Here is a 23,748-nt window from a genome sequence, read left to right as displayed (position 1 = left end):
ACCGGTGGTTGCTGCGGGCCGCGGCCCTGTTGCTGGTGCCCGCGGCGCGGGGGCACGACGGCGAGCATGGTGTGCCGCCACCGCCGTTCCTGCTGCAGGGGCCGACGTTCGAGCAGGCCGAGCTGTCGGCCGCGCCGGGACAGGTGCTGCCGATGCCGGCGACGCGCCGGCTGGCGTTCGAGACGGATCGCGGCACCTGGTTGTCGCCCGACCTTTCGCCCGACGGTCGCCGCATCGTGTTCGAACTGCTCGGCGACCTGTACCTGATGCCGGCGCAGGGCGGGCGCGCCCGTGCGCTCACCCAGGGCGCGGCATTCGATTCGCAACCAGTGTTCTCGCCGGACGGACGCCGCATCGCCTTCCTCAGCGACCGTTCCGGCGCGGAAAACCTGTGGCTGGCCGATGCCGACGGCGGTTCGCCGCGGCAACTGACCCTGCTGGACGGTGATCCGGTCTTCGCCTCGCCGGCCTGGAGTGCCGACGGCCGCGCGCTGTTCGTCTCGCGCTACCGCGCCGACCGCGAGGCCTGGGAACTCTGGCAGGTCGACGCGGCCAGCGGCCATGGCGAACTGCTGGTGCCGATCCGCGAAAACGCCGGGCAGCCGCGCAGCACCTGGCGCTCGACCCTTGGAGCGGCGCCGTCGCGCGACGGACGCTGGCTCTACTATGCGGTGCTCGTCGGCCCGCGCGACACCGGGCGGGTGCCGGAATGGACCATCCGCCGCCGCGACCTGCGCGACGGCAGCGAGGAAACCCTGGTATCCGCGCCGCGCAGCCCACGCCCCGACCTGGTGCTCGGCACCGCGATGCGGCCGGCGGTCTCGCCCGACGGCCGCTGGCTGGTCTACGGTGCCCGCCACCAGGCCAACACCGGGCTGCGCGTGCTCGACCTGCACACCCGCGAGGACCGTTGGCTGGCCTTCCCGGTGCAGCAGGACGAACTCGGCGCTTCGCACTGGCGCGACCTGATGCCGCGGCATGCGTTCTCGCCCGACAGCAGCGCCCTGGTCGTGAACATCGACGGCGAACTGCGCCGCATCCTGCTCGCCGACGGAACGCAGCACCCGATCCCGTTCCAGGCGCGGGTCGAACTCGACATCGGGCCTGCAACCCGGCAGGCGGTCGCGCAGGAGACCGGGCCGGTGCGCGCGCGGCTGGTCCAGGCGCCGGAACCCTCGCCCGACGGCCGCCGGCTGGCATTCTCCGCGCTCGGTGCGCTGTACCTGATGCCGCTGGATGGCAGCGGCACGGTCCGCCGCATCGTTACCGGAGCGCATCCGGCTTTCCATCCATCATGGTCGCCGGACGGGCGCGAACTGGTCTACGTGGACTGGACCGCGAAGGAAGCCGGTCACGTCTGGCGCATTGCCGTCGACGAGCCGGCTGCGGTGCCGGTGCGGGTCAGCGCCACGCCGGCGTTCCATACCCGGCCGGTGTTCACGCCCGATGGCGAACACATCGTCGCGGTACGTTCCAGCAATGCCGTGCGCATGCACAGCTACATGGAGTACGGCCCGCTGCGCGACGCCGAGCTGGCGGTCTTCCCGGTACGCGGCGGCGAGGCGCGCGTGCTTGCCAAAGGGAGGATGGGCGGCCGGCCGCATTTCGATGGCGACCGGTCGCGGCTGTACCTGAATTTCGACGACGGCCTCAACCGGGTCGCGCTGGACGATGGCGCACGGACCCTGCTGCTGCGCGTCACCGGTCCTGGCTGGTATTTCGCCGAGGGCCGCGCGATGGTCGACGACCTGCAGCTCAGCCCCGACGGACGCTGGGTGCTGGCCCAGATCGCGCAGCAGCTGCACCTGCTGGCGATGCCCGACGATGAGGGCCGCACGCTCGACCTTGCCGCCCCCGGTGTCGTCCACCGCAGACTGACCTCCGTCGGTGCTGATTTCTTCGGCTGGAGCGAGGGCGGGCGCAGCCTGCACTGGGCGCTGGGATCGACCTGGTACCGGCGCCCGCTGGACCCGGTGCACCTGCCGCCGGACGCCGCGGCGGATGCCGACGGTCCGGGCGCGGACGTGCAGGCGTTCCAGGCGGTTGTCGAAATGCCGCGCGACACCCCGCGCGGGGCGTTGCTGCTGCGCGGGGCGACAGTGCTGAGCATGCGCGGCGACGAGGCGATCGCCGATGCCGACCTGCTGGTGGTCGACGAGCACATCGCCGCGCTCGGTCCGCGTGGCAGCGTTGCGCTGCCCGCCGGCACGGTGGTCCGCGACGTCTCCGGGCGCACCATCATCCCCGGGCTGATCGACACCCATACCCACATTGCCGATGTCCGCCGCGACGTACTGGATCTGCAGAGCTGGGGCCCGCTCGCCAATCTCGCCTATGGCGTGACCACGCTGTTCGATCCCTCCACGCTCAGCATCGACATGCTGGCCTACCAGGACCTGGTCGAGGCCGGGCTGATGCCAGGCGCGCGGATCTTTTCCACCGGACCGGCGGTGTTCGCGTTCAACGAGTTCCAATCCTATGAGCAGGTGCACGCGGTGCTGTCGCGCTACCGCGACCACTACCGCCTGGGCAACATCAAGATGTACCGCAGCGGCAACCGCCGCGTGCGCCAATGGGTGGCGATGGCGGCGCGCGAGCTGGGGCTGATGCCGACCACCGAGGGCGCGCTGTCGATGAAGCTGGGCCTGACCCACGTGCTCGATGGCTACGCCGGCAACGAGCACGCCCTCGTCGCGGTGCCCCTGCAGCGCGATGTGATCCGCTTGTTCGCCGGGGCCGGCACCGCCTATTCGGCGACGCTGATGATCGGCAACGGCGGCCCGGAAGGGCAGGACGATTTCATATCGCGCGGCGGCATCGCCCACGACCGCAAGCTGCGCCGCTTCGCGCCCGGCTTCATCGTCGACATGAAGACCCGCTCGCGGACCTGGCGCGAACCGGATGAATACCTGTACCGGCGCGTGGCCGCCGGCGTCGCCGAGGTGGTACGCGCCGGCGGCGTCGCCGGGATGGGCTCGCATGGCGAGATGCCCGGCATCGGCATGCACTGGGAACTGCAGGCGCATGTGGCCGGCGGAATGACGCCGGCCGAGGCGCTGCATACCGGCACCCTGGGCAGTGCGACCGCCATCGGGCGCGCCGCGGAGTTCGGCAGCATCGAGCCCGGCAAGTACGCCGATCTCGTCGTGCTCGCACAGGACCCGCGCCAGGACATCGCGCATACGCTGTCGATCGTGCAGGTGATGAAGAACGGGCGCCTGTACGACGGCGACACCCTGGACGAACTGTGGCCCACGGCACGCGCACTGCCGCGTCCGTGGTACTGGGATGACCGTCCGCCGGGCACGCCCGATCCGGGCGCGGCCACGGCCAGTCCCTGAGCGACCAGTCTCCATGCGCGCGGACGCCGTCCGCGCGGATCCTTCCCCGGGGCAGAACCCCCGACAGCAACGGCAAAGGTGCACCAGTGCGTACCAGCATGACGACAGCAGCAACCATCAGAGGGAATACGCGGCCGGCCGGAGCGGTACCGCGGCAACTGCGGCAGGGGGCAGCCTGCCTGCTGCTGGTCGCCGGCCTGGCCGCCAGTGCCGGGACGGTCGCCGCCACGACGGACGCCTCCGCGTTCGCCATGCCCGGCAACCGCGATTGCGCCGAATGCCCCGAGATGGTGGTGGTGCCGGCCGGCAGGTTCATGATGGGCTCGGCCAGCACCGAGCCTGGCCACGACATCAATGAGGCGCCACGGCATGAAGTGGTGTTCGCTAGGCCGTTCGCCATCGGCAAGTACGAGGTCACGTTCGATGAGTGGGACGCCTGCGTGGCCGACGGCGGCTGCACCGCGGTACCCGACGAGGGCTGGGGGCGCGGCCGCAGGCCGGTGCTGTACGTGAACTTCGAGATGGCGGTCGGCTATACCCGCTGGCTGTCGGACAAGACCGGGCAGCCGTACCGCCTGCCCAGCGAGGCCCAGTGGGAATATGCCGCCCGCGGCGGCACCTCGACCCCGTGGTTCTGGGGCGAGGACGCCAAACGGGCCTGCGAGTTCGGCAACGTAGGCGACGATGCGCTGCGCGTGGAGCGCCCGGAATGGCCGCTGCACGACTGCAACGACGGCTACGCCAGGACCACCGCTCCGGTGGGCCACTTCAAGCCCAACGGATTCGGCCTGCACGACACGGCCGGCAACGCCTGGGAATGGGTGGAGGACTGCTACAACCCCGGCTACGAGGGCGCTCCCGGCGACGGCAGTGCATGGCTCAGCGGCGACTGCGTGCGCCGGGTGGTGCGCGGCGGCGGCTGGTACAACAAGCCCGAGACGGTGCGTTCGGCGCAGCGCTACGCCGGCGACGACCCCGCGCGACAGAACAATACCCTGGGTTTCCGCGTCGTCCGTCTGTTGCCCTGATCGGGCGACACCGCGCGGGCAGGGTGCTCCGAGGCGGTCGATCTGCAGCCGCGGGGCCGCATGGCTCCGGCATCCGGTCCACTTCGGCGTTCTCCCCGATCCCGTGATGTCCGGCTGCGATGGTCGGGAATGCCGGCCTCGACGGCGCGTGTCCGCGCCGTTGACGTCGATCCGTTGCACGGGACTGGTGGCGGATCAGGCGAGGAACCGCCGGGGACGAGGCCACCGTTCCAGGAATCCCGCACATACCCGCTCGGCACCGGGACACGGCTGATGCTCCGGATACGGGCGGCCGACCGCAGGGCGCTGCTGATCGACGGATCACCGCCATTGCCTGCGTTCCAGACACCGGTTGCTTGAGCGGCGCTTGGGCAAGCCGGTGGTGCAGGCACGCAAGCGGGCGCCGTGACGGACTCTCCGTCACTGCCCCTCCGGCAGCGGCCGGTTCCGGCTGACGATGCCCGATGCAATGCGCGGGAATGCCCGGGCCGGTCGCTGGCGGCCCGCTGTCCACTTTGTGGGGCATGGTCCAGCGTCCGGGCGGATGGGGCATCGCTGCTGCCTGCCGGCGTGAGCCCGGCGCCCAGGTTGATGGATCGCGAGCATCCGCGCTGAAGCGGGACGCGTGGCCTGGCGGCCGGGCAGCGCGGAAGCTGTCCATGCGGGGCGAGCACACTGCCGGGGCGGTGCGCGGCCCGGTGCCTGGCCACACTCGCATTCATTGCCGCTGGGGAGCAGACGCGGGCCAGCCATCGTTCCGTACGGCGGATCAGGCCGCTTCGGCCGCGATGTGGCCGTGGCGCCCGGACGGGAGCGATGCGGCAGATGCGCCGCAGCGGGCCGGATACGTTCAGCGCCGTGCTCGGCGGTAATCGCCACAGGCAGGGGCGGGGCCGATGCGACAGACCGCCATCGCACTCGCCGGCATCGCGCCGGTTGCTCCCGACAAACGCGACGCGGATCTTCAGGCCCGCAGGCCGCACGCGCTCCCCGCGTGCCGATGCCGAGCTGGTCGCGTTTCCGGCCGGTTACGCATGATCGTCCGGCCGCCGGCTGAGATCCGCCGGCCAGGCCCCGTGGCGGCCGGCGGATCCCGGCGCCACGGGGGTCTTCCTGCCGCGCTTACTGCGGCTGGTAGGTCAGCACCACGAAGCTGTCGGGATGGTAGCGGTTGGAGGTCTCGCCGTTGCCATCCGGTGGCGTGCGGGTGAACTCGGCGGTGACCACGAACAGCCGGCCGGTGCGTTCGTCCATGGTCATCATCCGGGCATTGGGACGGGTGGAGACGGTTCCGGCCAGAGAGTAGCTGTCCGGCCCCTCCTGGTTGATAACGGTCAGCGTGCCTTCGTTGTTCGAGGTGATGATGCGCTTGCGCTGCTCGTCGACGGCGAAGCCGTCGATGCCGTTGCCGATCGGCAGGCTGGCAACGACCCGGCCGCTGTCCGGATCCAGCGCGAAGAACATCGGATTGTCGCCGCCGCACGCCGCGAGGAGGCGGTTGCTGTGCGCCTGGTAGCGGACCTTGGAGACGTTGCACGGCGCCGTCCAGCGCGCCCGTTCGGCCAGGGTCTTGGAGTCCAGGAGCAGGATCAGGTTGTCGCGGCGCGCCGGTGCGAACAGGCGTCCCTTGCCGTCGGTGGCCGGGTCGTCCATTTTCCGGAACGGAAACGTCTTGCTGCCCAGCAGTTTGCCGGTGGCCGCGTCCAGCGTGTACCAGGTCGATTCGCTGGGGCGCGTGCCGACGATGGCGTGGATGCGCCGGGTCAGCGGGTCATGGATGGCGCTGTTTATGCCACCGTTGCCGTCCAGCTGCAGCCGCTGGATCGGCTTGAGCGAATCCAGCTCGAAGCTCAGGAACGAGCCGTCGGTCATCGCCAGGTAGCCGCGGTTGTACTGCGGCAGCAGCAGCGGCCCGTTGGCGCCGACGGAATCGGCGACGGTGGTGACCGTCTTGTTGGCATCCACATCGAATACCGTCAGCCCGTCGGCGTCGCGCGCGATGAACAGCCGGTTGCTGTCCGGCTCCATCTTGATGTAGTCCCAGCCGGTGTCGGTGCTGGGCAGGGTGGCGGTGGCGGTGAGCCGGTACAGCAGGTCGGCGGCATGCGCCGGCGCGAAGGCCGGCGCCAGTGCCGCCATGCAGGTCATCGTGGCGGCCGCAAGCAGGGACGGACGTGGGGTCATCGATTTGCTCCTCGATATGGGCGAAACAGGAATATCCGCGGTGTGGGGTTGGCCGGCGGGCATCCGTGCGGACGCCCACCGGCAGCCGCCAAGCGGCGGATGCGGAGACAAGGTGGTGCCTTGCCTGTCCGCCGCCGCCACCGGGGCGGCAGCGGCGACTACAGCTTCCAGGTGAAGGTGGCGATGACCTGCCGGCCCTGTCCGTAGATGCAGTTGGAGATGCCCTCGCAACGGCCCACGTATTCCTTGTCGAACAGTTTGAACATAGGTTCCGCACCGAGATACGCGGGACTACGCCAGCCCTCGCCGCAGCGAGTTTTCCTAGGGATGACGCGGATTCACCATATCCCGGTGCTTTCTGCAACCCGACCTGATTCCCCCTCGCCAGGCTCCTACTTGGCCCCTGGAATCGGTCATCCCGAGGACTGTTCATGGCCAAGATCAAACTCACCAAATCCGTGGTCGATTCGGCGGAACCCGAAGCCCACGACGTTGAACTGCGCGACACCCTCGTGCCCGGCTTTCTCTGCAAGGTCACGCCGGCTGGTCGCAAGGTGTTCATGCTCCAGTACCGTACCAATGCCGGCGACCGCCGCAAGCCCTCGCTCGGTCTGTTCGGCGAACTGACCGTCGAGCAGGCCCGCACCAAGGCGCAAAACTGGCTGGCGGAAGTCCGCCAAGGCCGCGATCCCGGCGCGGCCAAGGTCGAGGCGCGCAAGGTGCCGACGATGAAGGAGCTATGCACGCGCTTCATGGAAGATCACTCGAAGCGCCACAACAAGAAGTCTTCGCAGAAGACCTACCAGACCTACATCGACAACCACATCATCCCGAAGCTCGGCAAGCTCAAAGTCTCTGAGGTCAAGCGCGCCGACATTGCCGCGATGATGAAGAAGATGGAACACATCCCGACCTGCGGCAATCGCACCTACTCGTTGCTGCGGGTGATGTTCAACCTGGCCGAAGTGTGGGGCTACCGGCCCGAAGGCTCCAATCCGTGCCGGCACATCAAGGGGCTTCCGGAGAAAGGCGAATCCCGGCTCATCACCGACGAGGAAATGGGCAAGCTGTTCGCCTACCTCGATCAAGCGGAGATCGAGCGCACCGTCCGCCCCGAAACCCTGCTGGCGATCCGCCTGCAATTCGAGTTCGCGGCACGCATGTCGGAAATCCTCTCTCTGCAATGGGACTGGATCGACTTCGAGAACCGCCGCATCAACTGGCCCGATAGCAAGACCGGCCCCATGTCCAAGCCCATCAGCGAGGAAGCGCAGCGGTTGCTGTCCAATGCCACGAGGTATGAAGATTCGCCCTACGTCATCACGGCCGCATGCGACCACAAGCGGCCCATGTCCAAGGGCGTTTACTACCATGCGTGGGTCACGCTCGCCAAGCGCGCCGGCCTGGCTCATGTCGGCACCCACGGCATTCGCCACCGCTCGGCCACCGACATTGCCAATTCCGGCGTGCCGATCAAGGTGGGCATGGCACTGACGGCGCACAAGACCGTGGGCATGTTCATGCGCTACGTCCACACCCAGGATCAGGAAGAACGCGAGGCCAGCGACGTGGTGGCGAAGCTGCGCAAGTTGATCGCCAGCGGCCAGCAGGCCGCGCCCGCGAAGGCCGAGGAAGCGACGGAACTGCCGCAGGCGCTGGCCGAGCTGTTCAAGCTGCTCAAGCGTTCGCCCGAACTGCTGGAAAAACTGGAAGCCGCGTGATGCCGGCCCAGGCTCTAGCGGAGAAATGTCGTGACGGCGACACGACATTTTCCGTCCTCGCCCAGCCCCGAATTGTCGTATCACCGATACGACAATTCGCGCGGCCGGTGGCTTTCGACTGCTACGCCGGAGCACGCCCCAGCGAGTTTCCGGCCGCGCCAGCCTGCGGCATCCTTCCTTCATTTGCGGATGGACGCCCGTGCCGCTTGAACTGACCGGCTTCGTTCCGCTGGGCGTGCCTGGCCGGGCCGTACCTGCCACGGCAAGCGAGCCTGCCTAGCGATCTGGCAGCATCCATCCCTTCATGGACAAGTCATGCCACTGAGTGGTATAGTGAGGACAGCGATGCACATCTTCAAAACCCGTCACTTCCAGCGGTGGATGCGCAAGACGGCATTGGGCGATTCTGATCTGCGCAAGGCTGTCCTTGAAATGACCGCCGGACTGATCGACGCCGATCTCGGCGGTGGCGTGGTGAAGAAACGTATCGGATTGGCCGGGCGCGGCAAGCGCGGCGGAGTGAGAACGCTGGTCGCCACCAACAAGGGCAACCGCTGGTTCTTCGTCTTCGGGTTTGAGAAGAACGAGCGGGACAACATCAGCGACGCCGAACTGCAAGCCTTGCAGGACTACGCCGCCGATTTGTTGGAGCGCACGGCCGCGCAACTGGATGCCGCCGCTGCCGACGGTACTTTGCTGGAGATCACCGATGACTGAAAAAGCCCAACCCAAGAGCCGCATTCTGGAAGCGGTGCATGAAGGCGCCCGCGATCTGCACCACCTGGGGTTTATCGACAAGCGCAAGATGCAGAAGTACGACCTGCTGTGCCTGGAGCCGGTGCAGGACTACGATGCCGCCAAGATCAAGGCGCTGCGCGAGCGCCTGCAACTGAGCCAGGCCGTGCTGGCCTCGGTGCTCAACACCAGCGCGTCCACCGTCCGTAAGTGGGAAGTGGGCGACAAGCGCCCCAGCGGCCCGTCGCAGAAACTGCTGGACATCATCGAACGCAAGGGCCTGGAAGCCGTGCTCTGAACGGCCGCAGGCGCATTGACGAACAGAACCCGCCAGCGATGGCGGGTTCTGCGTTTCAGAGGTCAGCGCGGCGACGCATTGGCGCTCACGCCGATGCGCAGAACCGCGAAACAGCCTCGGCGACCGCCTGCGGCGCCTCCCGCTGCGGAAAGTGGCCGACGCCATCGAGCACCTGTCGCTCGTAGCGGCCCGTAAAGAACGCTTCCCGCCCCTTGGAACTGTCGGGGTGGTTGCAGGTATCGGCCCCGCCGTGCAGCACCAGGGTCGGAACCGACAGGACGGGCGCGGGGTTCAGGCGCGCTTCGTCCTCCGCATAGGCCGGGTCGCCCTCTGCGAAGCCCCAGCGGTGGCGGTAGGAGTGCAGCACGATCTCGGCCCAGTCCTCGCCCTGGAATGCCCGCGCTGCCTCGTCGAAATCGGCAGGGTCGTACCAGCCGGCCGGTGCCCAGGTGTCCCACATCTGCCGGGCGAACGCCTCGCGTTCTTCCCGCACCACGCGCTCGCCGCGCGGCGTGGCCATGTACCAGTGATACCAGTAGTTGCGCGCCTGCGCCAAGGACAGTGGCTGGTTCGGGTCGTTGGTGCCGTAGCCGACCGACAGCATCGCCAGGTGCGAGGCCACGCCATCGCGCAGGCCGCAGGCATTGGCGGCGGCCCGTGCGCCCTAGTCATGGCCGATCAGCGCGGGCTGCGCCAAGCCGAGCACGTCGATGAAGTCCAGCAGGTCACGGCCCAGGGCGGACAACTGGCCGCTGCGTGGCGCGCCGGCCTCTCGGAACCGGGTCGGCGCAAAACCGCGCAGCGCCGGCGCCAGCACCCGGTAGCCAGCGTCGGCCAGGATGGGCGCCACGGCCTTCCAGCACTCGGGGCTGTCCGGCCAACCGTGCAGCAGGATGGCGGTTCGCGCTCCCTGCCGGTTCCATTCGAGATAGGCGATGTCGAGCCGTTCGGTCGTGGCGACTTGATAGTCCTGCATGGGTTTGTCTCCCGTCGTGAAGATGCGCCAGCGTAGCTGGACGACTCCATTTGATTGGAGAATAATCATTCATCATTGATGATTTTTCGTGTTGAATTACTGAATGAACCTATCTCCCATCGCCGATGGCCCGCCGCTGGAAACGGTACTGCTGCGCACCTTCCTCGAAATCGTGGACAGCGGCAGCTTCGCTACCGCCGCCGAGCGGCTGGCGCTGACGCCTTCTGCCGTCAGCGGGCACATGCGGCGGCTGGAACAGATCGCCGGTGCCAGCCTGCTGGCGCGCACCACGCGCCGGCTGGAGCTGACCCAGGCGGGCGATACCCTGTACGCCTACGGCCGCAACATCCTCGATCTGGAGCGCGAGGCCCGCGCCAAGCTGCGGGGCACCCCGCTGCGCGGGCGTCTGCGCATCGGCGCCTTGGAAGACTTTGCCGGTGCCTGGCTGCCCCAGGTGCTGCAACGCTTTGCCCAGTGGCATCCCGAAGCCACGGTGGAATTGAAAGTCGGTATCACCGCCGACCTGCTGCGCCAGCAGGAACGTGGCCGCCTGGATCTGGTGTTCGGCAAGCAATGCAGCCGGGTCGAAGGTAGCGGCACGCTGCTGTGGGAAGAACCGCTGGTGTGGGCGTTTGCCGCCGATCACCCGTTGCCGGCGCAAGCACCGTTGCCGCTGGCGGTCTTTCCCGAACCGTGCGTCTACCGGGAGTCGGCGGTCACGGCGCTGGGCCAGACGGATCGCACCTGGCGCATCGTCTTCGAGAGCAGCAGCATGGCAGGCTGCCTGTCGGCGGCGCGGGCAGGTTTCGCCGCCACGGTCATCGCCGACAGCCAGCGCGGCGAAGGCTTGCGCGTGCTGGGCGGTGAGGATGGCCTGCCCGAACTGCCGGCGGCGCGCTTCTACGCTTTCGCCGGCAAGGACAGCCCGGCCAGCACGGCGCTGATCGAGGCGGCCCGACGCGCCGGCCAAAGCCGGTTTACTCCGCGAGGGCTGCGGGACCGATAGGCGCTATGGCTGTCTTCGTGTTGATTGAATCCGAGATATAGACGACCGGTCTATTTTAATGCATAATGCCCAGCATGCACCTGACCAAGAAAGCCGAAGCGACACGCCAGCACATCCTCGATACGGGGCACCGGCTCGTGCTGCACAAAGGGTTTTCCGCGTTGGGGCTGCTCGAAATCCTCAAGGCCTGCGGCGTGCCCAAGGGCTCGTTCTATCACTACTTCCCGTCGAAGGAAGCCTTCGGGTGCGAGCTGCTGCAACAGTACGTCGATGGCTACGCGCGCAAGCTCGATGGCCTGCTTTCGGTGCCCGGCAACGGCAACGAGCGCCTGATGCGGTATTGGGATGCCTGGATCGCAGATCCCGCCGATCCGGCACAGGGATGGGCCGACGAATGCCTGGTGGTGAAGCTGGCGGCGGAAGTGGCCGACCTTTCCGAAGACATGCGCCGGGTACTCGATGCCGGTGTGCAACGGCTTCTGGCAAGGATCGCGGCACTGATCGACGAAGCCCGCGCGGACGGCTCCTTGCCTGCTGGCTCACCATCGCCGGCATTGGCCCGGGTGCTTTACCAGATGTGGCTGGGCGCGGCGCTGCTGGCGAAGTTGAGCCAGGACAAGACGCCTTTGACGCAGGCGCGCGACGCCACGGGGCAGTTGCTGGCCTGCGGCACGGCACGGCACATCGCGGCCGACCAAGCACTTTCCCGATAACGCCTGGAGCTTTTTATGAAAATCCTGTTCGTACTCACTTCCCACGACCGCCTGGGCGATACCGGCCACAAGACCGGTTTCTGGCTGGAGGAGTTCGCCGCCCCCTACTACGTGTTCAAGGACGCCGGCGCCGCCATCACGCTGGCTTCGCCCGCAGGCGGCCAGCCGCCGCTGGATCCCAAGAGCGACGAACCCGATGCGCAAACGGCCGCGACCGAACGCTTTCGCCAGGACGTCCAGGCGCAAGCGGCCCTGGCTGCCACCGTACCGCTTGCGCAGGTGGACGCCGCGGATTTCGATGCGGTGTTCTACCCCGGCGGCCACGGCCCGTTGTGGGATTTGGCCAACGATCCCGCCTCCATCGCCTTGCTCGAAGCCTTCGAGCGCGCCGGCAAACCGCTGGGCCTGGTCTGCCACGCGCCGGGCGCGCTGGTGAAGGTGCGTGCAGCGAACGGCCAGCCGCTCGTCGCGGGACGCCGTGTCACCGGCTTCACCAACAGCGAGGAAGCGGCCGTGGGTCTGAGCGCCGTCGTGCCATTCCTGATCGAAGACGAATTCATCCGCTTGGGCGGCCACTACCAGAAGGGCCCGGACTGGCAGGCGCACGTCGTCACCGATGGCCGCCTGGTCACCGGGCAGAACCCAGGCAGTTCCGAGGGCGTGGCCCAGGCGCTGTTGTCCCTGCTGGCGCGGGACGTAGAAGCGTCATGAATGCAGACAACGCGCATCCGCGTCCGCTGGCGGCCTATTACTTCGGAAACGATCCAGCCAGGCAGCAGGCGTTTCTCGACCGCACCACCTCCGGCGCCGCGGTCATCAACGACGTGATGACGCATGCCGTGGTCGAAAGCGTGCCTTTCGGCGGCGTGCGCCCGTCCGGCATGGGCGCCTACCACGGCATCCACGGCTTCCGTCGCTTCAGCTACGCCAAGGCCGTGGTGGTGCAAAGCGCCGATGGCGCGTCCAACCTGCGCTTGCGCGCACCGTATGCCGACGCGCTGGCGCAGGCGCAGGCCGCGCTCGCCGGCGTTGCGTGACGTTCCGCTTTCATCCTTTGCCTCTCTCATCCAACAGGAGCCAGCCATGAAGATCTTCTACAAGACCCGCGCCACCGCCACGGGCGGCCGTTCCGGCCGCACCGCGCTGGACGACGGCAGCCTGGCGCTCGACCTGGCCACGCCCGGTTCCGGCAAGACCGGCGCCAACCCCGAGCAGCTTTTCGCCATGGGCTACGCCGCCTGCTTCGACAACGCCTTGCCCGTGGCCGCCAAGCAACTGGGCCTGGCGCCGACCGGGACGCGCACCTCGGTGGAGGTCGGCATCGGCCAGACGGCCACCGGCGGCTATGCACTGGACGTGGACTTGCATGTGGAAGTCCAGGGCCTGGACGAGGCCGCTGCGCGCAAGCTGGTGGAGGCCACGCATCAGGTGTGTCCGTATTCAAATGCCACGCGCGGCAATATCGACGTGCGCCTGCATGTTTCCGTGGCCTGAGCAGGAGAACAGCATCATGCGCAGTGCCATCCACACCACATTTGGCGAGCCTGCCGACGTCCTCGAACTCGGCGACCGTCAGGTGCCGCAGCCTGGCGCGGGCGAAGTCCGCATCAAGACCTCGCTGGCGCCGATCCACAACCATGACCTGTGGACGATCCGCGGCCGCTACGGCTACAAGCCGGAACTTCCCGCCATCGGCGGCAGCGAGGCGGTCGGCATCGTCGATGCACTGGGCGAGGGTGTCGAAGGCGCCACCGTCGGCCAGCGTGTTGCCGTGGCCTCAGCACACGGTACCTGGGCCGAGTACTTCCTGGCCCCGGCGCGGCTGCTGGTGCCGGTGCCGCAGGCCCTGCCCGACGAGACCGCCGCGCAGCTCATCGCCATGCCGCTCAGTGCGTTGATGCTGCTGGAGTTCCTGCACGCCGAGCCGGGCCAGTGGATCGTGCAGAACACGGCCAACGGCGCGGTCGGCAAGACGCTGGCCATGCTGGCCGCCGCACGCGGTGTGCAGGTGCTGAGTCTGGTGCGCCGCGACGCGGGCGTGGACGAACTGGCGGCCCTGGGCATCGGCAACGTCATTTCCACTGCGCAGCCGGAGTGGCAGGAACGCGCCCGCGCGCTCCTTGGCTCCACCCTGGCCCACGCGGCCGTCGACTCCATCGGCGGCGCGGCCAGTGCAGCGCTGCTGGGCCTGCTGGGCGAAGGCGGCACGCTTGTTTCCTTCGGCACGATGGCAGGAGAGCCGATGCAGATCGACTCGGGCTCACTCATCTTCAAGCAGGCCACGGTCAAGGGTTTCTGGGGCAGCAAGGTCAGCCAGGCTTTGTCGGCGGATGACAAGCGCCGGCTGGTGGGCGAACTGTTGCAGCGCACGCTGGCCGGTGAACTGTTGCTGCCGGTCGAGGCGATCTACGACCTGGCCGATGCAGCCCAGGCCGCGGCCGCCAGCCTGCAACCGGGGCGCAAGGGCAAGGTCTTGCTGAAGCCATGAGAAAGGGGTTTTCCCATTCGCTGTGTTTTGGCGATCGTGCCTGTGGAATGCGCCTCTTCTTGAAACCCGATCCCCGCGATGAACGTCTCCAGCATGTGCGGGATCAGCCAGTTCGGCTTGGATTGATACGCTGGGCGCGCAGCCGCAGCGCATTGCCCACCACCGAGGCCGAGCTCAGGCTCATGGCCAGGGCCGCGAACATCGGCGAGAGCAGCCAGCCGGTCAGCGGGTAAAGCACGCCGGCGGCCAGCGGCACGCCCAGGCCGTTGTAGACCAGCGCGAACGCCAGGTTCTGGCGCATGTTGGCCACCGTGGCCTGCGACAGCCCGCGCGCCACGGCGATGCCGCGCAAATCGCCCTTGACCAGGGTCACCTGGGCGCTGTTCATCGCCACGTCGGTGCCGGTGCCCATGGCGATGCCGACGTCGGCGCGCGCCAGCGCCGGGGCGTCGTTGATGCCGTCGCCGGCCATCGCCACCACCCGACCCTCGGCCTGCAGGCGCTCGACCAGCGCCAGCTTGTCCTCGGGCTTGACCTCGCCGTGCACCTCGTCGATCCCCAGGCGCGCGGCCACCGCGCGGGCGGTGGTCACGCCGTCGCCGGTGGCCATGACGATGCGGATACCCGCCGCGTGCAGCGCCGACAGGGCTTCGGGCGTACTCGCCTTGACCGGGTCGGAAACGGCCAGCAGCCCGGCCAGCCGATCCTCCACGGCCAGGTGCATGACGCTGGCGCCTTCCCGGCGCAGGGCCTCGGCCGGCGCCGCCAGCACCTCGACGGCCACGCCGAGCCGGGCCATCAGCGCGGTGTTGCCCAGCGCCAGCGAACGGCCGGCGACGCGGCCTTGCACGCCGATGCCCGAGCCCGAGTCGAACTGCTCCACCGCATCCAAGGCGATGCCCTGTTCGCGCGCCTGGCGGACGATGGCGTCGGCCAGCGGGTGCTCGCTGCCCTGGTCCAGGCTGGCCGCCAGGCGCAGCACCTCCTCGGCGGCGAAGCCCTCGGCGGGCACCACCCGGTCGAAGGCCGGGCGGCCCTCGGTCAGCGTGCCGGTCTTGTCCACGATCAGCGTGTCGACCTTGCGCAGGTTCTCGATGGCCGCCGCGTCGCGGAACAGGATGCCCTGGCTGGCGCCACGCCCGGTCGCCACCATGATCGACATCGGCGTGGCCAGGCCCAGCGCGCACGGGCAGGCGATGATGAGCACCGAGACCGCGTTGATCAGGCCGAACACCCAGCCCTGGGCGGGGCCGAACAGCCCCCAGGCGAAGAAGGTGACGATGGCCACGCCGACCACGGCCAGCACGAACCAACCGGCCACGCCATCGGCCATGCGTTGCAGGGGCGCCTTGGAGCGCTGCGCCTGGGCGACCATCTGCACGATCTGCGACAGCACGGAGTCGGTACCGACCCGCTCGCAGCGCATCAGCAGCGCGCCGCTGGTGTTGAGGGTGGCGCCGATCAGCCGGTCGCCTGCGCGCTTGGTCACCGGCAGCGGCTCGCCGGTCAGCATGGACTCGTCGAGCGCGCTTGCGCCTTCGAGCACGATGCCGTCGACCGGCACCTTCTCGCCGGGCCGCACGCGCAGGCGGTCGCCCACCTGCACGTGGGTCAGCGGCACGTCCTCCTCCGTGCCATCCTCGCGCACGCGCCGGGCGGTCTTGGGCGCCAACCCCAGCAGTGACCTGATCGCTGCCGAGGTCTGCGAACGCGCGCGCAGTTCCAGCATCTGTCCCAGCAGCGTCAGCGAGATGATCACCGCCGCCGCCTCGAAGTAGACGTTGACCCGCCCCATCGAGACGAAGGACGCGGGGAAGACGCCCGGCGCCACGGTGGCCACCACGCTGTAGACGAAGGCTGCGCCGGTGCCCAGGCCGATCAGCGTCCACATGTTGGGGCTGCGATGGACCAGCGATTGCCAGCCGCGCTGGAAGAACGGTGCGCCGGCCCAAAGCACCACGGGCGCGGCCAGCACCAGTTCCACCCAGCTCTGGGTCGCCATGTCGAACAGGTGCAGCCGGTGGCCGGCCATTGCCAGCAGCATGACCACCACCGACAGCGGCAGCGTCCACCAGAAGCGGCGCGAGAAGTCCTTCAGCTCGGGGTTGTCGTCGTCTTCCAGGCTGGGCAATTCCGGCTCCAGGGCCATGCCGCACTTTGGGCAGGTGCCGGGGTGGTCCTGGCGGATCTCCGGGTGCATGGGGCAGGTGTAGAGCATCCCGGCGCGAGACGGCGCCCCTGTTGCCTGCGAGGCAGAAGCGGCCGGTGCGGCATGTTCGCCATGGTGTGCCCCGTGCCCGCCAGGGGCGGATGGCACCGCAGCGGTCGCCTGCACGGGCGCGAGATACCGATCGGGCTCGGCGACGAACTTCTCAAGGCAGCGGGCGCTGCAGAACACCTGCGTGGCCCCGGCATGCTCGACGCGGTGCGGCGAGTCCCCGGATACCGCCATGCCGCAGACCGGGTCGTGCAACGGCGTGACCTGGTGCGCGCTGCCAGGGCCGTGCGCACCAGGGCCATGCTCCACCTGTGGGCTGGTGGTCTTGTCGCTTGTGCTTGCCTGACCGGCAGGCGGATGAGGTGTGTGCATGGAGCCTCCCGGCATGAGGCCGTGCGTCTACACGCGCGGCGTTTTCAATCTTCGGTGACCAGCTTGAACTCCCGCAGCAGCGCGCCGATCTGGGTCTTGTCGAGCCGGTTCATCAGCAGGTTGCGCAGGAACGCCGGGCCGGGAATGTCCAGTACCTTGCCGTCGCGCAGGCGGCCGGTCGCCGCCAGCAGCGTGCGCACGTCGTAGGTGGAATTGAACACCTCTGGCACGCCGCGCTCCACACCCAGCAGGGTATACACCGCTTCCATAGGCGTGCGCACCGAGTATTCGGTGGTGAAGATGCAGTCGCGCTGCCGGGACTCGGCGAACTGGCCGATGAAGGCGAAGTTGACCGCGCCTTCCGGCACCACGTCGGGCCGGTCGCCGGCCTGGCGCGGCATGAAGAACGCGGTGATGTACGGCATCATCACCGGCACCGTCTTGGCGCCGGTCGCGGCCAGTTCGTCGATCTGCTCCACCGGCACGCCCAGGTGGTACAGCCACTCGCGGGTGATCTCCTCGCCGGTGCACGCCTGCATCGGCTTTTTGACGTAGTCGCCGGGCGTGTCCACGAACAGCGAGTACACCCAGACCACGATCTGGTCCTTGGGCTGTTTCTTGAAATGTGGCTGGCGGTTGACCGTCCAGCTCAGCAGCCAGCTCGAATCCTTGACGCTGACGATGCCGCCGGTGACCACCTTGCCGCTGAACGGGTCGCGCCTGGCGATCTTCTGGATGTACTGCGGGATGCGCGCGTCCAGCGTGGTGACGGTGGCCGACTCCCACTTGGTCTCGGGAATATGCGCGCCGAACACATCCGGGCGGCCGAAGTCCGGTGCCCTGGCCGCGATGCGGCGCCACAGGTCCCAGGCCGGGGCCGGGCCTTCATCGAGCCTGGCTGGGGTGTGGTGGTCGCCGTTGTCCGAGTTCTCGGTCAGCGAGCCGATGGTCATGAACACCAGGTCGTCCGGGCCAAGGTCCACGCCACCATCGGCGCCGTCGCGCTTCCAGTGGATGCGGGTGGCCTGCTTGCGGCCCGGGGCGATGTCGAAATCGACGTCGGTCACCTCGGTGCCGTACTGGAACTTCACCCCGTGGCCTTGAAGCCACTTCACCAGCGGCAGCACCAGCGACTCGTACTGGTTGTACTTGGTGAACTTCAATGCCGAGAAGTCCGGCAACCCGCCGATGTGGTGGATGAAGCGGTGCAGATACAGCTTCATCTCTAGCGCCGAGTGCCATTCCTCGAAGGCGAACATGGTGCGCCAGTAGAGCCAGAAGTTGCTGTCGAGGAAGTCGCGGCCCAGCACCTCGTCGATGCGCTTGTTCTCCATCTCCTCGCGCGTGGCCAGGAACAGCTTGATCACGTCCTTCTGCGCCTGCTCGCTGAGCGTGAACAGGCCATCGGTGCGCGCATCTTCGCCTTGGTTCACCGTGGCGCGTTGCAGCGAGTAGTTGGGATCGTCCTTGTTGAGCCAGTAGAACTCGTCGAGCACGCTGGCACCTTCGATCTCCAGCGAGGGGATCGAGCGGAACAGGTCCCACAGGCACTCGAAGTGGTCCTCCATCTCGCGCCCGCCGCGGATCACGAAACCCTTCTCGGGCACGTCCAGCCCATCGAGCGCACCGCCGGCGATCGCCTGCTGCTCCAGGATGGTGATGCGCTCGCCGGGCATGTGTCCGTCGCGCACCAGGAAGGCCGCGCCGGCCAGCGAAGCCAGGCCCGAGCCGACGAACCAGGCGGTCTTGTTCTCCACCCCGGCCGGCTTGCGCGGGCGGGCGAAGGCTTCGTAGTTGCCGCTGCTGTAGTACATGCGTTGTCCTTTCCTTATGAGGGGTCAGTTCGGGGTCTTGTCGTAGCGGTAGAAGCCCTCGCCGGAGGCGACGCCGAGCTTGCCGTGGTCGATGTAGTGCTCCTTCAGCCAGGCCGCCAGCTGCTGGGTGTGGGTGTTGCCGTGGGACAGGATGTTGTAGGGCGTAGTCAGGCCGATGATGTCGTAGATCTGGAACGGCCCCAGCGGCGCGCCGGTGGCGATGCGCCAGACCTTGTCCACGTCGTGCGGGTCGGCATAGCCGCCGGCGGCCAGCTCGGCGGCCGCGTTGAGCAGCGGCACCAGCAGCGAGTTGAGCACGTAGCCCGCTTTTTCTTTATGCAGCGCGATGGGCACCATGCCGATGTCGGCGGCGAAAGCCAGCAGCGCGTCGAACACCTTCGGGTCGGTGTCCTGCGTGCCCATCACCTCGGCGGTGTTGTACTTCCAGATCTGGTTGGCGAAATGCAGGGCGATGAAGCGGTCGGGTCGGCCGGTGGCGTCCTGGATCGCGCTCGGCAGCAGCGTGGACGAGTTGGTGGCGAAGATGGTCTTCTCCGGCGCCAGCCGGTCCAGCCTGGCGTAGGTCTGGCGCTTGAGTTCCAGCACTTCGGGGATGGCCTCGATCACCAGGTCGGCATCGGCCACGGCCGCACCCAGGTCGGTGTGCAAGGCGATGCGCGCCAATGCGGCGTGCAGCTTGTCGCCGTCGGCGCCGGCCACCTCCTCCTCGTAGGTTTCGACCAGCCCGTCCAGGCGCTGCCGCGCCTTGGCGATGGCCGCCTCGTCGATGTCGTAGACCGATACCTCGAAGCCGCTGTAGGCGGTCTGGAACGCGATCTGCGAACCCAGCACGCCCGTGCCCAGCACCGTCACCTTGTTAATCTTGTCCAAAGCACAACTCCTTGTATCGAAGGGAACAGGGCTAGGCTGGCCCTTCGGTAGCCAGGCCCGCGAAATAGCCGTCCACGATTTGCCGGACCTGCGCGCGCAGGTCGTCCATCGGGACATGGCCGGGATAGGCGCCGGTGGAGGCGCGCGAGACCGCCAGATGCGCAGCGCCGAAGATCGAGATGCTGGCCACTCGCGCCAGCTCCGGGCGTGCCGGCAGGCCGCGCGCGCCGGCCTGCTCGAGCAGGCCGGCGGCCACGGCCGCCTCCAGCCCGGCCAGCAGTGCCAGGCCTTCGTTGCGGTATTTCTCGCCCGGGGCGCCGAACATCAGCTGGCGCTGGTAGACCGCCAGGTTCTCCGCATGCCGGCCGCCCAATTGCAGGATGGGCGCGACCATCGCCACCGCGATGTCCACCGGGTCGCGCAATCCACGGGCCCGCGCGGCGCCCTGTGCCAGCGCCGCGCGCAACGCCTGGTTAAGAACCATCAGCAGCAGTTCGTCCTTGGAGGACGCGTAGCGGAACAGCGTGCCCGCGCCGACGTCGGCGCGCTCGGAGATCGCCTGCGTGGTGACGCCGGCATAGCCATGCGCCTCGAACAGCGCTGCGGCCGCCTGGAAGATGCGGCCATGCTTGTCCTGCATGTTGCGGTCGCGCCGACCGGGTCGGGCGAGCGCGTCGGTCGTGATCATGGATGGCGATTGACTGAGTTTGCTCATTTATGAGTGTACTCAATTATTGTCGCAATCGCGCCCGGTTTCTCCTGCCGCCCGGAAACCCCCGATCCCCCGCGATGAACGCCTCCAGCATGTGCGGGATCAGCGTCGCTGCATCGACCGCCTCGCCATACGTCTGCGCGTGCAGCGCGGCGTAGCGGTCGAGGTCGGCTTTCAGGCCGGCCGGGCAAGCGAAGGTCAGCTTGACGCTTTCGGTCTTGGGCAGCGGCCCCAGCCGCAGCCTTTTGGTCGTGCTCATCGCGAAGCCCCCCGATTGAAGAACAACGGCTGGTACGGCCGCAGCACGAGATCCCGATTGACGATGATGCGAACCGGCAGGCCCGGTCGCTCGGTCAAGGTGGGCTGGATGTTGAGGTTGCGCCGGGTCATCTCCTGGCCGACCTGATTGATGCTGTCCTGCGCACTGTCGCGCCCGGCGATGATGATGCGATCGCCGTCCTGGCGGTTCTCCGGCGCGGCCAGCTCGGCGCCGACGCCTAACAGCGTGGTCAGCACCGCACCGGCGAAGATGCGATCCCAATGCCAATCGACGCCATCCTCCAGGCCCGCGTAGCCGGCCGGGTCGGTGCCGGCCAGGTTGTCGAGCGTGAGCGAGGACGTGTCGGGCAGGATGATCCGGTTCCAGACGACTTGAACGCGGCTCTGCCCGTAGCTGACCTGGCTGTTGTAGCGGCCGAGGATGCGCGAACCCTGCGGAATCAGCAGGAAGCGCCCGGTGGCCGTGTCATAGACCGGCTCCGTCACTGTGGCGATCACGTCGCCGGGCAAGTCCGACTTGATGCCCGTAACCAGCGCCCCGGCGACCACCGTTCCGGCCATCACCTGATACGGCGATGCGGGCATTTGCAGGTTGCCGGAATTACGGGTTTCCGTGGTTCCGGCTTGCTGGAACGCCTCTTTCTGGTCTTGCCTGTTCTGCACGGCCGTCGGGTCGGCGGGCTGGGCCGCCGTCGAAGCCGGCCCGGCTGCCATCGGGTCGAAGGCCGCATTGGCGGCGAAGCCCGGCGCGGCGGCCACCTGCGACTGCGCCACCGGCGCGGCTTGCTGGGTGCCGGTGCGGAAAAACACCGACGATGCAGCCGCTTCCTCGGCCTCCTTTAACCGCGCCAAGCGTTCCGCCTCGGCCGGGTCGTGACCGGGTGTGGCGTAGGCGGCCACGGCCGGCTGCTGCGAGTTCACGATGGCCGGCCCAAGGTCGCCCGGCAGCGGCGGCCCCAGCTCGGGCACGTCGGGGAGCAAGGTCGGCGGCAGCTTGGAATAGTCGGCCGGAAGCTGGTCGAGTCCTTCGGAGCGTGAAACGCGATCCACGTTGTAAAGCTCGGTCTGCTCGTTGGCCGCGCGCCGCTGCGGTTGCAAAGACCACATCAACGCGCCGAGCACGACGACCGACAGGCCGCCGGCGAGGATGGCCAGCGTGCGCCGGTTCAGCCGTGTGACCGGACGCGGCTGGGCGCGCAGCGCCACCGCCTCGGGTTCGACCTTGCCCGCCTGCGGCACGGCAACGTCGGGAGTGTCGTCCTGGCTCATGGTCAGTTCCTCCGCGTACCATCCGTGCGCTCGATGCGCACCACGTCGCCCTTATCCCCGCCCAGGCGCAGTTCAGCCGCACCGAACAGCCGATCAACGATGTAGTACGGCGGGCGGAAGCGGTAGTTCACCAGTTGCCCGTCGCCCTGCGCGCCGATGACGAACAGCGGCGGCAGCTCGCCTTGGGCGATGCCCGGCGGGAACTGGATATAGACCTTCTCGCCATCGTCGAAGGCGCGCAGCGGCTTCCACGGTGGATTGCTGCCGCTGATTGCATAGCGAAAACGGATGTTCTCCAACGACAGGCCCACATCTACCGGCGCGGCAGCGTTGGCAGCCTGTGCTTGGCGCTGCAAGGCCAGCATCCGATCCCTGGGGTAGTCCCAGGACACCGATGCCATCCATGCCTTGTCGGTCGAGATCAGTTCCAGCAGGTACGTCCTGCGGCTGGTGGTGATGACCAGATTGGTCTTCAAGCTGGAACGGATAGGCTTGACCAGCACATTGACGCGCAGATCGGCCCCGCTGCCGCTGGAGGTGTCGCCCACGATCCAGCGCACGGTATCGCCCGCAGCGACCGTCACCAGTTCCTCGCCGGGCTGGAGCGCGATCACCGTCACGCGGCCCACCGACGCATAGACCTGGTACAGCGCACCGTCAGTGAACGGCCAGACCTGGATCGCATTGACGTAGCCCTCACGGGTCGGTGCGATGCGCGCCTCCGCGTTGGCGCGGGAGACGCGCACCTTCTCGTCGGCAGGCTCTGGTGCAGGTTCAGCGTCCTCGGCCTCGGGCAACGGCTTCAACTGCGCCGGCATCGGCAGCGGTTCGGGGACGGCGACGACTTCCATCGGCATGGGCGGTTCGGGCAATGGCTGGGCCAGCACCGGCTCATCGAGCGAGATGGTCGGCGGCGGTTTGCCCTGCGAGGCGCAGCCGGCCAAGGCAAAAAGAATCCCCGGCAAGGCGGATTTGCGGAAAAGCGCATTCATGGCTTCACTCCTTCAGAAGAATCCAGTTCACGGCTCCACGACAGGCCGTTGACGTAGATGCCCAGCGGGTTGCGGCGTAGGCGCTGTTCGGTGCGCGGGGTTTGCAGGACGATGGACACCACGGCCGTCCATCGCTCCAGCCCCGCAGCTGCGCCATTGACGTAGCGGCGTTCCGTCCAACGCACGTTGAAAGACGTGTCGCTGGCGCGCACGACGCTGGTGATCTGCACCGTCACCGACTCCTTGCCAATGCGGGCGAACGGGTCGTTGGTGCGGGCATGGTCGTTGAGCACCGCCGCGCCCCGGTCGGTGGTGTAGTCGTATGCATCGAGCCAGTTCTGGCGCACGACGACCGGGTCGATGGACAGCGATCGAACCAGGCCGATGAAGTGCGCCAGATGGAAAGCGATTTGTGCATCGGCGGGCCGGTACGGCGTAGCGGCTTCGCCGACCGCACGTACCTGGCCGGCCTGATCGACCTCGATGACATAGGGCGTGACGATGGATTGGGCCGAGCGCCACACCAGGCCGCCGGCCATCAGCAGCGCGAGCACCAGGCAGCCGAAGGCCATCAGCCGCCAGTTCTTCGCCTGCACACGGGCCGAGCCGATACGGTCGTCCCACACCTGGGCGGCAGCTTGATAGGGAGTAGCAGGCTGCGGCGTGTCGGCATAGCGCACCTGCGGTCGCTTGAATCGCATGGGGTTCTCC

General features: G+C 68.0%; 22 protein-coding genes. 11 read left to right on the top strand and 11 right to left on the bottom strand.

Annotated elements, in window-relative coordinates:
- The first annotated feature begins 8 nt into the window (after window positions 1-8).
- A complete protein-coding gene (locus QMX80_RS03985) occupies window positions 9-3,341 on the top strand; it encodes an amidohydrolase family protein (RefSeq protein WP_282275404.1) in 3,333 nt (1,110 codons plus the stop codon).
- 98 nt (window positions 3,342-3,439) lie between these two features.
- Window positions 3,440-4,369 carry a formylglycine-generating enzyme family protein gene (locus QMX80_RS03980; protein ID WP_282275402.1) on the top strand — a complete coding sequence of 310 codons (930 nt, stop codon included), beginning with the start codon at window positions 3,440-3,442 and terminating at the stop codon, window positions 4,367-4,369.
- 1,122 nt (window positions 4,370-5,491) lie between these two features.
- Here the strand turns inward: QMX80_RS03980 and QMX80_RS03975 are convergent.
- On the bottom strand, window positions 5,492-6,553 hold the full coding sequence (locus QMX80_RS03975) for a hypothetical protein (RefSeq protein ID WP_282275400.1): 1,062 nt from the start codon (window positions 6,551-6,553) through the stop codon (window positions 5,492-5,494).
- 431 nt (window positions 6,554-6,984) lie between these two features.
- On the opposite strand from QMX80_RS03975, the gene QMX80_RS03970 reads away from it, so the two are divergent.
- From QMX80_RS03970 to QMX80_RS03960, 3 genes are all read left to right on the top strand, one after another.
- A complete protein-coding gene (locus QMX80_RS03970) occupies window positions 6,985-8,274 on the top strand; it encodes a site-specific integrase (protein WP_282275398.1) in 1,290 nt (429 codons plus the stop codon).
- Between the two features lie 345 nt (window positions 8,275-8,619).
- Window positions 8,620-8,991, top strand: a complete 372-nt coding sequence (locus QMX80_RS03965; protein WP_033474870.1) for a type II toxin-antitoxin system RelE/ParE family toxin — start codon at window positions 8,620-8,622, stop codon at window positions 8,989-8,991.
- On the top strand, window positions 8,984-9,307 hold the full coding sequence (locus tag QMX80_RS03960; RefSeq protein WP_033474869.1) for a DNA-binding transcriptional regulator: 324 nt from the start codon (window positions 8,984-8,986) through the stop codon (window positions 9,305-9,307). The genes QMX80_RS03965 and QMX80_RS03960 overlap by 8 nt, the downstream gene beginning before the upstream one ends.
- 85 nt (window positions 9,308-9,392) lie before the next feature.
- Here QMX80_RS03960 and QMX80_RS03955 read toward each other — a convergent pair whose 3' ends face one another.
- Both QMX80_RS03955 and QMX80_RS03950 read right to left on the bottom strand, forming a co-directional pair.
- Window positions 9,393-9,929, bottom strand: coding sequence for an alpha/beta hydrolase (locus QMX80_RS03955; RefSeq protein ID WP_282275394.1), 537 nt, complete (start codon window positions 9,927-9,929; stop codon window positions 9,393-9,395).
- Window positions 9,930-9,971: 42 nt separating this feature from the next.
- Entirely contained in the window at window positions 9,972-10,283 is a 312-nt protein-coding gene (locus QMX80_RS03950; protein ID WP_282275393.1) for an alpha/beta fold hydrolase, read from the bottom strand.
- Window positions 10,284-10,386: 103 nt separating this feature from the next.
- Here QMX80_RS03950 and QMX80_RS03945 point away from each other — a divergent pair, with 103 nt between their 5' ends.
- From QMX80_RS03945 to QMX80_RS03920, 6 genes are all read left to right on the top strand, one after another.
- On the top strand, window positions 10,387-11,289 hold the full coding sequence (locus tag QMX80_RS03945; RefSeq protein ID WP_033474867.1) for a LysR substrate-binding domain-containing protein: 903 nt from the start codon (window positions 10,387-10,389) through the stop codon (window positions 11,287-11,289).
- Between the two features lie 74 nt (window positions 11,290-11,363).
- Entirely contained in the window at window positions 11,364-12,002 is a 639-nt protein-coding gene (locus QMX80_RS03940; RefSeq protein ID WP_081044035.1) for a TetR/AcrR family transcriptional regulator, read from the top strand.
- A gap of 15 nt (window positions 12,003-12,017) precedes the next feature.
- Window positions 12,018-12,713 carry a type 1 glutamine amidotransferase domain-containing protein gene (locus QMX80_RS03935; protein ID WP_033474866.1) on the top strand — a complete coding sequence of 232 codons (696 nt, stop codon included), beginning with the start codon at window positions 12,018-12,020 and terminating at the stop codon, window positions 12,711-12,713.
- A complete protein-coding gene (locus QMX80_RS03930) occupies window positions 12,710-13,039 on the top strand; it encodes an aldehyde dehydrogenase family protein (RefSeq protein ID WP_033474865.1) in 330 nt (109 codons plus the stop codon). Before QMX80_RS03935 ends, QMX80_RS03930 begins: the two co-directional genes overlap by 4 nt.
- A gap of 46 nt (window positions 13,040-13,085) precedes the next feature.
- Window positions 13,086-13,496 carry an organic hydroperoxide resistance protein gene (locus QMX80_RS03925; protein WP_033474864.1) on the top strand — a complete coding sequence of 137 codons (411 nt, stop codon included), beginning with the start codon at window positions 13,086-13,088 and terminating at the stop codon, window positions 13,494-13,496.
- 16 nt (window positions 13,497-13,512) lie between these two features.
- On the top strand, window positions 13,513-14,490 hold the full coding sequence (locus QMX80_RS03920; protein WP_033474915.1) for a zinc-binding dehydrogenase: 978 nt from the start codon (window positions 13,513-13,515) through the stop codon (window positions 14,488-14,490).
- Between the two features lie 103 nt (window positions 14,491-14,593).
- On the opposite strand, the gene QMX80_RS03915 is transcribed toward QMX80_RS03920, so the two are convergent.
- The 8 genes from QMX80_RS03915 to trbF all read right to left on the bottom strand — a co-directional run bounded on the left by QMX80_RS03915 (window position 14,594) and on the right by trbF (window position 23,738).
- Window positions 14,594-17,017, bottom strand: a complete 2,424-nt coding sequence (locus tag QMX80_RS03915) for a heavy metal translocating P-type ATPase (protein WP_239505162.1) — start codon at window positions 17,015-17,017, stop codon at window positions 14,594-14,596.
- 107 nt (window positions 17,018-17,124) lie between these two features.
- Complete coding sequence (locus tag QMX80_RS03910) at window positions 17,125-18,894, bottom strand: oleate hydratase (protein WP_033474863.1); 1,770 nt, start codon at window positions 18,892-18,894, stop codon at window positions 17,125-17,127.
- A 24-nt stretch (window positions 18,895-18,918) separates the two neighbouring features.
- Window positions 18,919-19,785 (bottom strand): 3-hydroxyacyl-CoA dehydrogenase, encoded by an 867-nt coding sequence (locus QMX80_RS03905; RefSeq protein WP_033474862.1) that lies wholly within the window; start codon window positions 19,783-19,785, stop codon window positions 18,919-18,921.
- A 31-nt stretch (window positions 19,786-19,816) separates the two neighbouring features.
- Window positions 19,817-20,473, bottom strand: coding sequence for a TetR/AcrR family transcriptional regulator (locus tag QMX80_RS03900; RefSeq protein WP_282275388.1), 657 nt, complete (start codon window positions 20,471-20,473; stop codon window positions 19,817-19,819).
- Between the two features lie 43 nt (window positions 20,474-20,516).
- Window positions 20,517-20,756 carry a DUF2274 domain-containing protein gene (locus QMX80_RS03895; protein WP_033474861.1) on the bottom strand — a complete coding sequence of 80 codons (240 nt, stop codon included), beginning with the start codon at window positions 20,754-20,756 and terminating at the stop codon, window positions 20,517-20,519.
- Window positions 20,753-22,045 carry a TrbI/VirB10 family protein gene (locus QMX80_RS03890; RefSeq protein ID WP_282275387.1) on the bottom strand — a complete coding sequence of 431 codons (1,293 nt, stop codon included), beginning with the start codon at window positions 22,043-22,045 and terminating at the stop codon, window positions 20,753-20,755. Before QMX80_RS03890 ends, QMX80_RS03895 begins: the two co-directional genes overlap by 4 nt.
- 2 nt (window positions 22,046-22,047) lie before the next feature.
- Window positions 22,048-23,037, bottom strand: a complete 990-nt coding sequence (gene trbG, locus QMX80_RS03885) for a P-type conjugative transfer protein TrbG (RefSeq protein ID WP_033474859.1) — start codon at window positions 23,035-23,037, stop codon at window positions 22,048-22,050.
- On the bottom strand, window positions 23,034-23,738 hold the full coding sequence (trbF, locus tag QMX80_RS03880; protein ID WP_033474858.1) for a conjugal transfer protein TrbF: 705 nt from the start codon (window positions 23,736-23,738) through the stop codon (window positions 23,034-23,036). The genes trbG and trbF overlap by 4 nt, the downstream gene beginning before the upstream one ends.
- Window positions 23,739-23,748 lie beyond the last annotated feature (10 nt).

This window comes from Stenotrophomonas sp. PS02297, assembly GCF_029959705.1.
Taxonomy (GTDB): domain Bacteria; phylum Pseudomonadota; class Gammaproteobacteria; order Xanthomonadales; family Xanthomonadaceae; genus Stenotrophomonas; species Stenotrophomonas nitritireducens.
This window is presented reverse-complemented; position numbering and strand designations above follow the sequence as displayed.

Coding starts and splice junctions, on each gene's coding strand:
- trbG (WP_033474859.1), bottom strand. CDS start 23,037: ATGAATGCGCTTTTCCGCAAATCCGCCTTGCCGGGGATTCTTTTTGCC.
- QMX80_RS03900 (WP_282275388.1), bottom strand. CDS start 20,473: ATGATCACGACCGACGCGCTCGCCCGACCCGGTCGGCGCGACCGCAAC.
- QMX80_RS03940 (WP_081044035.1), top strand. CDS start 11,364: ATGCACCTGACCAAGAAAGCCGAAGCGACACGCCAGCACATCCTCGAT.
- QMX80_RS03910 (WP_033474863.1), bottom strand. CDS start 18,894: ATGTACTACAGCAGCGGCAACTACGAAGCCTTCGCCCGCCCGCGCAAG.
- QMX80_RS03925 (WP_033474864.1), top strand. CDS start 13,086: ATGAAGATCTTCTACAAGACCCGCGCCACCGCCACGGGCGGCCGTTCC.
- QMX80_RS03895 (WP_033474861.1), bottom strand. CDS start 20,756: ATGAGCACGACCAAAAGGCTGCGGCTGGGGCCGCTGCCCAAGACCGAA.
- QMX80_RS03965 (WP_033474870.1), top strand. CDS start 8,620: ATGCACATCTTCAAAACCCGTCACTTCCAGCGGTGGATGCGCAAGACG.
- trbF (WP_033474858.1), bottom strand. CDS start 23,738: ATGCGATTCAAGCGACCGCAGGTGCGCTATGCCGACACGCCGCAGCCT.
- QMX80_RS03975 (WP_282275400.1), bottom strand. CDS start 6,553: ATGACCCCACGTCCGTCCCTGCTTGCGGCCGCCACGATGACCTGCATG.
- QMX80_RS03970 (WP_282275398.1), top strand. CDS start 6,985: ATGGCCAAGATCAAACTCACCAAATCCGTGGTCGATTCGGCGGAACCC.
- QMX80_RS03920 (WP_033474915.1), top strand. CDS start 13,513: ATGCGCAGTGCCATCCACACCACATTTGGCGAGCCTGCCGACGTCCTC.
- QMX80_RS03960 (WP_033474869.1), top strand. CDS start 8,984: ATGACTGAAAAAGCCCAACCCAAGAGCCGCATTCTGGAAGCGGTGCAT.
- QMX80_RS03930 (WP_033474865.1), top strand. CDS start 12,710: ATGAATGCAGACAACGCGCATCCGCGTCCGCTGGCGGCCTATTACTTC.
- QMX80_RS03980 (WP_282275402.1), top strand. CDS start 3,440: ATGACGACAGCAGCAACCATCAGAGGGAATACGCGGCCGGCCGGAGCG.
- QMX80_RS03935 (WP_033474866.1), top strand. CDS start 12,018: ATGAAAATCCTGTTCGTACTCACTTCCCACGACCGCCTGGGCGATACC.
- QMX80_RS03950 (WP_282275393.1), bottom strand. CDS start 10,283: ATGCAGGACTATCAAGTCGCCACGACCGAACGGCTCGACATCGCCTAT.
- QMX80_RS03945 (WP_033474867.1), top strand. CDS start 10,387: ATGAACCTATCTCCCATCGCCGATGGCCCGCCGCTGGAAACGGTACTG.
- QMX80_RS03890 (WP_282275387.1), bottom strand. CDS start 22,045: ATGAGCCAGGACGACACTCCCGACGTTGCCGTGCCGCAGGCGGGCAAG.